Here is a 12,927-nt window from a genome sequence, read left to right as displayed (position 1 = left end):
AACAGCTCTTTTTTTAGTTTGGTATTGATTAAATATGGAATTATCATGATTAAGAAAATTGTTGCTGCTACTCTTGCTGGCGGGATGTTGTTGGGAGCGGGAACCGCGCTGGCGGCGGGGGAACCGACGCTGCTGTGGCATGCGGCGTATGACGGCGGTGGATACGAGGCGTTTGGGGATGTTTTTGAAACGGCAGACGGCGGTCTGATCGGGTACGGGATTGATGGCGATGTGGTGAAGATGGATGGTAACGCGGGGATCGAGTGGGCGGTGAACCTGCCTGTGCTGGCACGCGATCTGAACGTGACGGCAGACGGCGGCTATATTTTGGTCGGCGATAACGGCTTTATGGCCAAGCTGGATGCGGCGGGCAACGTGCTCTGGCAGAAGACATTCGCCAGCGGGGCCGATCTGATGTCGGTGAATAAGACGGCGGACGGCGGATTTATCGTATCGGGGAATCTCTATGTGGCCGGGGCCAGTGATAACGTGTTCCTGATGAAGACAGATGCGGGCGGCAACTCGATCTGGGAAAAAAACTTCGGCGGCGCGAAGACGGATATCGCCGGGGAATCGGGTTCGGTTCAGCAGACCACAGACGGAGGCTACGTCGTCGTCGGCACCACGTGGACGTATTCAAACGAGCTGTACAACAGCAACGTCTACCTGATCCGCACGGACGCCAACGGCAACCAGAAGTGGTATAAGACATACGGCAGCACCAAAACCGACATGGGCTACTCCGTCCAGCAGACGAGCGACGGCGGCTTCATCATCGGCGGGCGTTATGAGTACAGCACAGACGGTGATGCCTACCTCGTCAAAACGGACATGCTCGGCAACCTGACCTGGCAGCGCACCTACGGCGGCACCGGCAGCGACTACGGCTATACGGCCGAGCAAACGGCAGACGGCGGTTATATCCTCGGCGGCTACTACTCCTTCTCCACCACCGACTTCGACATGTACGCGGTGAAAACGGACGCCTATGGCGCCCTGCAATGGCAGCAATCGTACGGCGGCGCCCTCGGCGAACTGGCCAACTCGATCCACCAAACTTCGGACGGCGGCTACATCCTCGGCGGCTACACCGAGACGTTCGCCCAAACCAATCGCGACTACTACCTCGTTCGCCTCGGCTACCCGACCGCGCTGACCGAAGGGCTGGACGGCGCGCTCAAGAGCATCCCGTATGAAAAAACGTCGAAAGCTTTGGCAGCACCGCTTGCCAAGCGCTAAACGCCAAAAAAAAAAGACTCCTCACGCACCCGAGGAGTCTTTTCCTTTTTCCCGCTCCATCAACTTCCGCACATTTTCCTTCGGGTTCCAGCAGTCAAACTGGAACTTCGGCTGCGTATCAAATCCCAAGCGGGCGCACTTGCTCTTCCTTTTTCCATCCGTCGCAACGACCGCATAATGCTGGCAGGTCGCACAGCAATGAAACCGATTCACGAAAACATCACCTCTGTTTCATACTTCTTCACGTCCCCGCTCATACCTTCTCATTAAACTTTCCAATAGATTTGATTGCAGCAACAATCACAATAAATCATGCTACCTGCAATTCTAAAATTTAGGCAGGATTGTTACTGTTACTAGCGAATAGGGATTATAGATTGTAACTTATTGAAGTAAGTTAAGAAACTTATAAATGTAGAAAATTATGGAAACCTTAGGACTGGAGGAACTACTCATGCTCGAAACGCAGGTATTGTCTGCCACGCTCGTGGATCTGCTGCGCTACAGAGCGCAGGAGCAGCCAAGCCAACTTGCGTATCGCTTTCTGATTGAAGACGAACAAGTGGAGTATTCCTACGCTTTGCTTGATCTAAAAGCCCGCGCGCTGGGCGCTCTTTTGCAAAGCATGGGAGCGGCCGGAGAGCGCGCGCTGCTCTTGTATCCGCCGGGGCCGGAGTATGTGGTCGCCTTCTTTGGCTGCCTGTACGCGGGCGTGGTCGCTGTGCCCGCCTATCCGCCGCGCCAAAACGGCAACCTGTCCCGTCTCGTCGCGGTCGCTTCTGACGCTCAAGCCACGTTTGCTTTGACCACCGACGAAATTTACAAAAGCTTCGAGCGCCGCCACCACGAAACACCCGGACTGCAAACCCTGCGCCTGATCGCCACCGATCATCTTGACGGGTCGCTTGCCCTTTCCTGGCAACACCCCGGCACCGATGCATCGTCCCTGGCTTTCTTGCAGTACACGTCCGGCTCGACGTCCGCTCCGAAAGGCGTCATGCTCACCCACGGCAATCTGCTGCACAACCTCGGCCTGATCCATCAGAACTTCGGCATCGCCGACGGAACGAAAGGCGTGCTCTGGCTGCCTCCGTTCCATGATATGGGGCTGATCGGCGGGGTGCTGCAGCCGCTGTACGGCGGGTACGAGATGACCCTGATGCCGCCCGTCTCCTTTATCCAAAAGCCGTTGCGCTGGCTGGAAACCATCTCCCGCCTCGGCGCAACGCTGGGGGGCGGGCCGAACTTTGCCTACGATCTTTGCGTGCAAAAAATTACCCCGGAGCAGCGCGACAGTCTCGATCTCTCCCGCTGGGAGACAGCGTTCACCGGCGCAGAACCGATCCGCCCGGAGACGCTGGAGCGCTTCTCCGATTTCTTTGCCCCTTGCGGATTCCGCAAAGAGGCGTTTTACCCTTGCTACGGCCTCGCCGAAGGAACGCTGTTCGTCACCGGCGGCGTCAAATTGACCGCTCCGGTCACGCTTGCTTTGGACGGCGAAGCGCTTGAACAAAATAAAGTCCGGCATGCGCCGCAGCGCACCGACCAAGCGCGGCTCCTCGTCGGCTGCGGCAGCCCGGAGCGCACCGACCAGCGCGTGCTGATCGTCAACCCGGAAACGTTTGCCGTCTGCGCGGAAGATGAAGTCGGCGAGATCTGGGTCAGCGGCCCGAGCGTCGCCCAAGGCTACTGGGAAGCTCCTGAAAAAACGGAAGAGACGTTTGGTGCTCGCCTCGCGATGGGCGAAGGGCCGTTTCTGCGCACCGGCGACCTCGGTTTCTTAGTAGAAGGGGAACTGTTCGTCACCGGCCGCCTAAAAGACCTGATCATCATCCGCGGGCGCAACCATTACCCGCAGGATGTTGAGTTTACCGTATCGGAAGCGCACCTTGCCGTTCCGGCCGGAGCGGTCGCGGCGTTTTCTGTCGAGGTGGACGGGGAAGAGCGGCTCGTCGTTGTCACCGAAGTCGAGCGCGCCCACCGCAAAGGCAATCTTGCCGAAGTCACTGCTTCGATTCGCCAAGGAGTAGCCGAGCACCATGAGCTGCAGACGTACGGCGTCGTCCTGATCAAACCGGCGAGCATTCCCAAGACCTCCAGCGGCAAGATCCAGCGCCACGCCTGCCGCCAGCGCTTCCTCGACGGCACGCTGGACGTGCTGCACGCGGATGTGCTTGGCCAAAGTGCGCCGGTTGCTGAGGAAAGCACAACTCAGCCGCAAAAAACTGGCTTTGACTTCGGCACGCTCGACCGCGACTGCCTGCTTACGCTAACGGAAAGCGAGCGCCTGATCGCGCTGGAGAACTACCTGCTGGCCAAATCGGCCGCCGTGTTAAAAGTGCACCCGGCGCAGATCGACCGCTGCCAGTCGCTGAACGTGCTGGGTCTCGATTCGCTGATGGCGGTCGAGCTGAAAAACGAAGTGGAAGAGACGTTCCACACCGAACTCTCGCTGACCACCCTGCTCGACGGCCCAAGCATCACCGAACTGGCGACCGAAGTGCTGGTCAAGCTCGGCGAAACAGCAGAAGACGCGGAGCGGCATCAAGCGGCAAACGCATCCGCTTCCCTAACCGAATTCCCGCTGTCCTACGGCCAGCGCTCGCTCTGGTTCATGCAGCGCATCGCTCCGGACAGTTCCGCATACAACGTTTCGCGCGCCGTCAAAATTCCGGCCGCATTGGACACACAGGCTTTGCAAGCGGCGTTCACGATCCTCTCCGAACGCCATCCGCAGTTGCGCACCCGCATTGAGCTGCACAACGGCGAACCCTTGCAGCTCGTGCAGGAGCAGCCCAACTTCCTTTTTGCAGTCGAAAATACGGCAGGGTGGAGCGCCGCGCAATTGGAGCAGCGCATCACCTCCGAAGCGAACTCCCCGTTCGATTTGGCAAAAGGGCCGCTGTGGCGCGTCCACGTCTTTACACAGTCGGCCGCAGAGCATGTGCTGCTGCTTTCGATGCACCACATCATCACCGACTTCTGGTCGCTGGGCCAGCTCACCGCCGAACTGCGCGACCTCTATCAAGCGCTGACAAAAGGCACCCCGGCAGCAATCGTCACCGAAGCGCAAAGCTACGGCACGTACGTCCACAAACAAGCGGAGATGCTGAGCGGCGCAAAAGGCGAGAAGCTCTTCAGCTACTGGCAGCAGCAGCTGTCCGGCCAACTGCCTGTGCTCAACCTGCCGACCGACCGTCCGCGCCCGCCGGTGCAGACGTTTAACGGGGCTTCGCACGTGTTCCGCCTTGGCACCGCGTTGACCGAACACGTCAAAGCGTTCGCCAAAGCCCATAACACCACACTTTACACCGCTTTGCTTGCCGTCTATCAAGTGCTCCTGCACCGCTATTCCGGCCAGGAGGACATCCTCGTCGGCTCTCCGGCAGCAGGGCGCACGTCGGCCAAAGATGCGGGCACGCTTGGCTACTTTGTTAATCCGATCGTCCTGCGCGGGCGGTTCCAAAACGGGCAGACGTTTGCGGCGTTTACAGAAGAGATGCGCCGCACGGTGCTGGGTGCGCTCGACCATCAGGAGTATCCGTTCTCTCTGCTCGTTGAAAAACTTCACCCGCAGCGCGACCCCAGCGTCTCGCCGCTGTTCCAGGCGTTTTTCGTCCTGCAAAAATCGCACCTGCTCGACCGCGAAGGCCTGACCGCCTTTGCCCTCAACGAGCCGGGCGCGAAACTTGGCGGCGACCTGCCGATGGAGTCGCTGCGCCTCGGGCAGACGCATGTCCAATACGACCTGATCCTGACTCTGGCCGAAGTGGACGGCGAACTTTCCGCCTCCTTCGACTACAACGCCGACCTGTTCGACCTCTCCACCGTAGCGCGGATGAGCGGTCACTTCACCACGCTCCTGCACGGGCTGACCTCTGCGCCGCTCGAACCGCTGGCCGATGCCGCACTCTTGACGGCAGAAGAAGAACAGCTGCTGCTCAAGGAGTGGAATGCGACCACCGCCGATTTTGGCCAACCGATTTGCGCTCATCAGCTGTTCACGCAAAAAGCGGCACAGCAGCCCGACAAAACGGCGCTCGAACTGGGCGATGTCAAACTGACCTACGCCGAACTGAACGAGCGTGCCAACCAGCTCGCCCACTATTTGCAACAAGCAGGCGTGACAGCAGAAACGCTGGTCGCCGTCTCCGTCGAGCGATCGGTCGAGATGGTTGTCGCCATGTTTGGCATTCTCAAAGCGGGCGGAGCGTACCTGCCGCTCGACCCGGCCTACCCGAGCGAACGACTGTCCTTCATGCTCGAAGACTCCGGTGCCGCGATCCTGCTTACCCAGCAGCATCTCGCCGAGCAGCTGCCGAAGCACAGCCTTCAGCAGATTCTGCTCGATGCCGACTGGCCGCAGATCGCAGGTGCCAGCTGTGACAATCCGGCAGCCAGCGCCACGCCAAACAGCCTGGCCTATGTCATCTACACGTCCGGCTCCACCGGGAAGCCCAAAGGCGTGCTGCTTGAACATGCAGGGTTGTTTAATCTCGTGCACGTGCTGCAAGACGCCTTTGTGATCGACGGAAACACCCGCGTCCTGCAGTTTGCCTCTTTCTCGTTTGATGCATCGGTCTCCGAAGTGTTCACCGTCTTGGCCGCAGGAGGCACGCTCGTCCTCGCCGACAAAAACGACTTGCTGCCGGGTCCGGCGCTCTTGAATCTGCTCAACGACAAGCAGATCCACAACGCCACCTTGCCGCCGTCGGTGCTGGCGATGCTGCCGAGCGACCATTTGCCGCATCTGCGCACGGTGATCTCCGCCGGGGAAGCTTGCACGAAAGAGATCGTCGAACGCTGGACGGCCGGAGGACGCCGCTTCGTCAACGGCTACGGCCCGACGGAAAACACCGTCTGCACCACGCATGCCGTGCTGACGAAGGACAGCGCTGTCCACATCGGACGCCCGAACCAAAACGTTGAAGTTTACATCCTCGACCCTCACGGCCAGCCGGTGCCGCTCGGTGTGCCGGGCGAACTGTACATCGGCGGCGCGATGCTTGCCCGCGGCTATCTGAACCGCCCGGAGCTGACTTCTGAAAAATTTGTCCCGCACCCCTTCCGCACCGGCGACGCCAGACTGTACCGCTCCGGCGATCTGGTGCGCTGGCAGGCGGACGGCACGATCGAATACCTCGGCCGCCTCGACCATCAGGTGAAAGTGCGCGGTTTCCGCATCGAGCTCGATGAGATCGAAGCGCTGTTGAACTCTCACGAAGGTGTGGAAAACGGCGTCGTCATCGCCCGCGAGGACCAACCGGGACAGAAGCGCCTCGTCGCTTATGTCACAACGAAACCCAATGCGGCCGTCACCGTGCCCGACCTGCGCCATGCCTTAAAAGCGGCTTTGCCCGACTACATGGTGCCGTCCGCGTTCGTCCTGCTGCCGGAGTTTCCGCTCACGCCAAACGGCAAAATCGACCGCAACCTCTTGCCCGCACCGGACGGCGCACGCGCAGTGGAAAGCGTCTATGTTGCGCCCGGCTCCGAGCTGGAGCAGCAAGTGACGGCGATTTGGCAGGAAGTGCTTGGCGTGGACAAGATCGGCGTGCACGACAACTTCTTTGACCTTGGCGGGCATTCGCTGCTGATGGTCAAAGTTCATGAAAAGCTCCAGCAGGAGATGCAACGCGAATTCTCTGTCGTCGAGATGTTCAAGTATCCGACCGTCTCGGCGCTGGTCAAATTTTTGCAACAGGAAACTGCCGCCAAGCCTTCTATTCAGGAGATCCGTGATCAAGCCAGCAAGCAGCGGGAAGCGCTGAACAAACGCAAACAGCTGCTCAAAGATCGGAGGAAGTAAAAGAGATGAGTGAGATGTTGGATTTGCAAGGGATTGCCATTATCGGGATGTCCGGCCGTTTTCCGGGCGCGAACAACACCCGTGAATTTTGGGAGAACTTGAAAAACGGGGTGGAATCGATCCGCCCCCTTTCCGATGACGAAGTGGAAGCAGGGAACATCAACCGCGAAGATCCCAACTATGTGCAGGCCGGCGCACCGCTCCAAGGTGCAGAGGAGTTTGACGCGGCGTTTTTTGACATGATCAAACGGGAAGCGGAGACGACCGACCCGCAGCACCGCATTTTCCTCGAATGCGCTTATGAAGCGCTGGAAGACAGCGGCTATGACGGCCGTTCGTATGACGGGCGCATCGCCGTGTTTGGCGGCGTGGGCCGCAACACCTACATGCAGAACCTGATGTCGAATCCGGAGATCGTCAATGCGGTCGGCTCCTACCAGGCGGGCATCGGCAACGACCATGACTTCCTGGCGACGCGCATCTCGTACAAGCTGAACTTGCAAGGCCCGGCGGTGACCGTGCAGACGGCCTGCTCGACCTCGTTGGTGGCGGTGCATATGGCTTGCCAGAGCCTGCTGACCTACGAATCGGACATGGCGCTCGCGGGCGGCGTGGCGGTTAAATTCCCGCAAAAGGCGGGCTACCTGTGGCAGGAAGGGGGCATCTTCTCCCCGGACGGCCATTGCCGTGCTTTTGATGAAAACTCGGCCGGCATGGTCGTCGGCAACGGCGGCGGTGTGGTGCTCCTGAAGCGATTGGAAGATGCGATCGAAGACGGCGACGAAATCTACGCCGTGATCCGCGCGTCGGCGATCAACAACGACGGCTCGAACAAAGTCGGCTACACCGCACCGAGCGTCGACCGCCAGGAAGCGGTCATTTCCCAGGCAATTGCGATCGCCGACATCGACCCGGCGACGATCACCTATATCGAAGCGCACGGCACCGGCACAGCGCTTGGCGACCCGATTGAGGTCTCCGCGCTGACCCAAGCCTTCCGCATGAGCACGGAGGAAAAGGGCTACTGCGCGCTTGGTTCGGTCAAAACGAATGTCGGGCATCTCGATGCGGCGGCAGGCGTGACCGGTCTGATCAAAACGGTGTTGTCTTTGCAGCACAAGCAACTGCCGCCAAGCCTGCATTTTGAAAATCCGAACCCGAAAATCGACTTTGCCAACTCCCCGTTCTATGTCAACGCCGAGCTGCGCGACTGGAACGTGCCGGGTGACACCCCGCGCCGTGCGGGCGTCTCTTCGTTTGGCATCGGCGGCACAAACGCCCATGTGATTCTGGAAGAAGCTCCGGCGACGGAAGCGTCGGCGAAAGCGAACGACCGCAATCTGCTGGTGCTGTCGGCGAAAACATCAACAGCTCTCGAATCGCTGACTGACAATCTGGCTCAGCATTTGGAAGCGAATGCGGAACTGAACCTGTCGGACGTGGCCTACACGCTGCAGACGGGCCGCGCTGCCTATAATCACCGCCGCATCGTGGTGGCGACCGACTCGGAACAGGCGGTCAAAGCGCTGCGTGAACTCGATCCGAAGCAGGTACAGAGCAACAGCCTGACCACCAATCACACGCCGTCGGTGGCGTTCCTGTTCTCCGGGCAAGGCTCGCAGTACGCGAACATGGGCCGCGGGCTGTATGAGACGGAAGCAGTCTTTAAGGAAGAGATCGACCGCGCGGCTCAGCTGTTAAAACCGCACCTCGGCCTCGATCTGCGCGACTTGTTCTTCCCGGCTGAAGGCAATGAAGAAGAAGCGCAGGCGCTGCTAAACCAGACGCAATACACGCAGCCGTCCCTGTTTGTTTTTGAATACGCGCTGGCGCAATTGTGGCTGTCGCGAGGTGTGCAGCCGGAAGCGATGATCGGGCATTCGATCGGCGAATATGTGGCTGCGACGCTGGCCGGTGTGATGAGCGTGGACGAAGCGCTGCCGCTTGTCGCCGCGCGCGGACGCCTGATGCAAGCGATGGAGCCGGGCTCGATGCTGGCGATTCCGCTCCCGGAAGCGGACGTGGCGGCGATGCTCCCGTCCGAACTTTCCATCGCGGGCGTGAACGGCCCGAAAGCGACCGTTGTGGCCGGACCAACTGCGGCGATCGAGCAGTTGGAAGGGGAGTTGGGGCAGAAAGAGCTGCACTTCAAACGCCTCGACACGTCGCATGCGTTCCACTCGGCGATGATGGAGCCGATCCTGGAGCAATACGCGGCGGAAGTGGCAAAAGTGGAGCTGCACGCGCCGGTCCTGCCTTATCTCTCCAATGTGTCCGGGACGTGGATCACAGCGGAAGAGGCGACCGACCCGGGCTACTACGTGCGCCATCTGCGCCAGGCGGTCCGCTTTGGCGACAACGTGGCAGCACTGGTGGAGCAGCCGGGCCGCATTTTGCTGGAAGTGGGTCCGGGGCGCTCGCTTGGCACTGTAGTTAAGCAGTCGCTGCAAGGCACCGACGCAGCGGCGGTCGTCTTGTCCTCGACGCGCCATCGCGACGAAGCGCAGGCGGATGACGCCTTCTTCCTGACCGCGCTTGGGCAGCTGTGGCTGCACGGTGTGGAAGTTGATCTGGCGTCGCTGTATGCTGGTGCGTCCCGCCGTCGTCTGCATCTGCCGACCTATCCGTTTGAGAAGCAGCGCTATTTCGTGGAATTCAACAAAAATGCCTTCCAAGCACCGCGCCCGGTCGGACGTTTGGCGAACCTCGCCGACTGGTTCCACATCCCGGCGTGGCAAGGCACCGCGCCTTTGCAAGCCAAGCCTGGGGAGAAGGCCCGCTTCCTGCTCCTGCAGGACGAAACGGGTGTTGGCGCAGCGCTGGCTGAGCGTCTGAAGCAGCAAGGTCATGACGTGACCGCTGTCCGCATCGGGGATGCGTTTGCCCAAGCGGGCGAAGGGGAATACACGCTGAACCCGGCGGAGCGCGGCGAGTACAGCCAACTGCTGAAAGAGCTGGTCGAGGCGGAGCAAGTGCCGACGCGCATCGTGCATCTCTGGTCGCTGACCGCTGAGGAGCAAAGCTATGCGACGGCGCAGGAGCGCGGCTTCTACGCAATGATCAACTTCGTGCAGGCCCTCGGCGAGCACAACCGCACCGAGTCGTTCCAAGTGACCGTGATCACCAACTCCCTGCAGGAAGTGATCGGCGAGCCGATCTTGTCTCCGGTGCGCGCGACAGTGCTTGGCGCTGTAAAAGTCATCCCGCAGGAGTTCGCAAACATTTCGGCGCGTGCAATCGACATCGAACTGAACAAAGCAGGCAAGCTGACCGACCGTCTGGTCGCTGAGCTGAACCAAGCTCCGTCCGACCAAGCGCTTGTCGCCTATCGCGGCACACACCGCTTCGTACAAGGCTTCGATGACGTGAAGCTCTCGGAAGTAGAAGCATCGGCAGCTACCCTCCGTCAAAACGGCGTCTACGTCATCACCGGAGCAACGGGCGAGATCGGCTTGCACGTTGCAGAACACCTCGCAAAGGAACACGCTGCAAAACTCGTTCTGATTGGCCGCAGCGACTTCCCGGCCAGCGATACCTGGCATGAGTACATCACGGCATCGAATAGCGCCAATAATCCGAGCGACAGCTCTGATCAAACCGCTTCCATCAACCGCTTGCTCGAACTTGGCAAAGCAACCGAACTGATCTACCACAGCGTTGACATCACCGACGCCTCTGCCCTGCAGGCGGCGCTCGCCGATGCACAGGAGCGATTTGGCACCGTGCATGGCGTGTTCCACACGGAAGAGCTGATGGGCTCGGGGCTGATCCAGCTCAAGACGCCGGAAGCGATGGAGACGGTGTTCGCTCCAAAAGTAAAAGGCACCCTGGCGCTCGCTGAGGCGACCGGCGAGATGGAGCTCGACTTCTTCGCCCTCTTCTCGCGCATGCTGTCGGTGACCGGCGGATTTGGCCAAGTCGACAACACGGCGGCCAACACGTTCCTCGACACGTTCGCCCGCGCACACAGCACAGCGACCGGCACGCACACCTTGTCGATCGACTGGGGCATGTGGCAATTTGACAACCTGCTCCAAGGCCAGCCGATCCTGCCGGAGATGGTCGCGCAGCTGCAGCAGATGCAAAAGCAGTTCGGCATCTCCGCAGCAGACGGCATGGACGCATTCACCCGCATTTTGGCGAGCGAGCTGACCCATGTCATCGTCTCCACCCAAGACCTGCAAACGGTGATCGACGACACCAACGGCATGAACGCCTCCACCTACTTCGACAGCCTGAAAGGCAACCGCACCGTCGACGCCAACCGCCCGTACATCGCGCCGCGCAACGACGTGGAGGAGCAGGTCGCCGTGATCTGGCAAGACCTGTTTGGTGTCGACCAAGTCTCGATCCACGACAACTTCTTCGACCTCGGCGGCAACTCGCTGCTTGGCGTACAGCTTGTGACGCGCATCCGCAACACGTTTGAGATCGACCTGCCGATGAGCGCTTTGTTCGAATCGGCCAGCGTCGCCGAGCTGTCCCAATACATCGCCGACCACCAGCTCAAGCCGGAAGAGCTCGACGAACTGGAAGCCTTGCTCGCCGAAATCGAAGGCCTGACTGAAGATGACATCGAAGCAGAACTTTTGGCCGGGGAGGGCATCGAATGAGCTCCTTGAATGACCGTTTGAAAAATCTCACGCCTGAGCAGCGCGCCGTCCTCGAGAAGCGCATGAAAGCAAAAGGCCTGAACACCGCCGTCGTCACCGCTTCCCAAGAACCGACCGCCATGCCGGAAAGCATGCTGGCGGCGATGGGAGGCGGCCAGACGGCCGTCTCTAAAAAACAGCGTCCGCGCCTGACCGACAAAGGCATGGACTTCTCGATCTTCTTCTTCTCCGGCGACGGGTCGACCGAAGAGCCGGACAAATACCGCATGCTGCTCGACTCGGTCAAATACGCCGACCAGCATGGATTCTCCGCCGTCTGGACGCCGGAGCGCCATTTTGAAGACTTTGGCGGGCTGTATCCCAACCCGTCGGTGCTCTCGGCAGCGCTGGCGATGATCACCGAAAACATCCAGATCCGCGCCGGCTCTGTCGCACTGCCGCTGCACCACCCGATCCGCTTTGTCGAAGAGTGGGCGGTCGTCGACAACCTGTCCGGCGGACGCACCGCCGTCTCCTTTGCTTCGGGCTGGCACCCGTCCGACTTTTTGATCGCGCCGGTGCCGACGCGCGACTACTACAACCAGCGCAAAGAGATCATGATCGACAACATCAACATCATCAAACAGCTCTGGGCCGGTGAAACGGTGATGATGACCGGCATCGACGGGCAGGAGCAGCCGGTGAAAGTGCTGCCCCGCCCGCTGCAAAACGAACTGGAAGTCTGGGTCGCCACCAACGGCTCCCCCGAGACTTATATCAAAGCGGCCGAGACTGGCTCGCACATCCTGACCGGGCTGACCAACCAGACGCTCGACGAGTTTGAAGAAAAGATCAAGCTCTACCGCGAGACCTTGGCCCAGCACGGCTACGACCCCGAAGCGGGCAAAGTCACCGTCATGGTGCACACCTGTGTCGGCGAAACGAACGACGAGATCAAAAACAAAGTGCGCGGCCCGCTGAAAGACTATCTGAAAACGTTCATTAAGCAGCAGAAAAACGTGATGGGCAACTATGAAGATTTTTCCGAAGCGGACCAGGATGCGATCGTGTCCTACGCCTTTGATAAATATTTTACGGAAAGCTCCCTGTTCGGCACCGTGGACAAATGCTCGGGCCTGATCGAAGACCTGATCGACATCGGCGTCACCGAAGTGGCCTGCCTGGTCGACTTCGGCATTTCGGTGGACGATGTGATGAGCTCGATGAACTACTTGGGCAAGTTGAAAGCCAAATACACGCTGTAGGGCTTGGAGGAGGTCATACCCG

Annotated in this window: 5 protein-coding genes; 4 read left to right on the top strand and 1 reads right to left on the bottom strand. The window is 59.9% G+C overall.

From position 1 onward, the window contains the following. Nucleotides 1–45: 45 nt before the first annotated feature. Nucleotides 46–1,239, top strand: coding sequence for a PQQ-binding-like beta-propeller repeat protein (locus CBW65_RS23395; RefSeq protein ID WP_157722151.1), 1,194 nt, complete (start codon nucleotides 46–48; stop codon nucleotides 1,237–1,239). A 21-nt stretch (nucleotides 1,240–1,260) separates the two neighbouring features. Here the strand turns inward: CBW65_RS23395 and CBW65_RS23390 are convergent, their stop codons facing one another. Further along, nucleotides 1,261–1,452, bottom strand: a complete 192-nt coding sequence (locus tag CBW65_RS23390) for a hypothetical protein (protein WP_087458960.1) — start codon at nucleotides 1,450–1,452, stop codon at nucleotides 1,261–1,263. A gap of 241 nt (nucleotides 1,453–1,693) precedes the next feature. Between CBW65_RS23390 and CBW65_RS23385 the strand changes: the two genes are divergently transcribed. From CBW65_RS23385 to CBW65_RS23375, 3 genes are read left to right on the top strand one after another with little or no spacing between them, the layout of a single operon-like run. Then, nucleotides 1,694–7,048 carry a non-ribosomal peptide synthetase gene (locus CBW65_RS23385; RefSeq protein ID WP_198299707.1) on the top strand — a complete coding sequence of 1,785 codons (5,355 nt, stop codon included), beginning with the start codon at nucleotides 1,694–1,696 and terminating at the stop codon, nucleotides 7,046–7,048. Between the two features lie 5 nt (nucleotides 7,049–7,053). Then, the gene (locus tag CBW65_RS23380) at nucleotides 7,054–11,661 is read left to right on the top strand and encodes a type I polyketide synthase (protein WP_198299706.1); all 4,608 of its coding nucleotides are present in this window, start codon (nucleotides 7,054–7,056) and stop codon (nucleotides 11,659–11,661) included. Continuing rightward, the gene (locus CBW65_RS23375; protein ID WP_087458958.1) at nucleotides 11,658–12,905 is read left to right on the top strand and encodes a MupA/Atu3671 family FMN-dependent luciferase-like monooxygenase; all 1,248 of its coding nucleotides are present in this window, start codon (nucleotides 11,658–11,660) and stop codon (nucleotides 12,903–12,905) included. Before CBW65_RS23380 ends, CBW65_RS23375 begins: the two co-directional genes overlap by 4 nt. Nucleotides 12,906–12,927: the final 22 nt, after the last annotated feature.

Source organism: Tumebacillus avium, from assembly GCF_002162355.1.
Taxonomy (GTDB): domain Bacteria; phylum Bacillota; class Bacilli; order Tumebacillales; family Tumebacillaceae; genus Tumebacillus_A; species Tumebacillus_A avium.
The sequence above is the reverse complement of the archived record's forward strand: the minus strand, read 5'-3'. Positions and strand labels throughout refer to the sequence as shown.

What these genes read in the sequence shown, in the direction of transcription:
- CBW65_RS23375 (WP_087458958.1), top strand. Translation starts at nt 11,658, where the DNA reads ATGAGCTCCTTGAATGACCGTTTGAAAAATCTCACGCCTGAGCAGCGC.
- CBW65_RS23395 (WP_157722151.1), top strand. Translation starts at nt 46, where the DNA reads ATGATTAAGAAAATTGTTGCTGCTACTCTTGCTGGCGGGATGTTGTTG.
- CBW65_RS23385 (WP_198299707.1), top strand. Translation starts at nt 1,694, where the DNA reads ATGCTCGAAACGCAGGTATTGTCTGCCACGCTCGTGGATCTGCTGCGC.
- CBW65_RS23380 (WP_198299706.1), top strand. Translation starts at nt 7,054, where the DNA reads ATGAGTGAGATGTTGGATTTGCAAGGGATTGCCATTATCGGGATGTCC.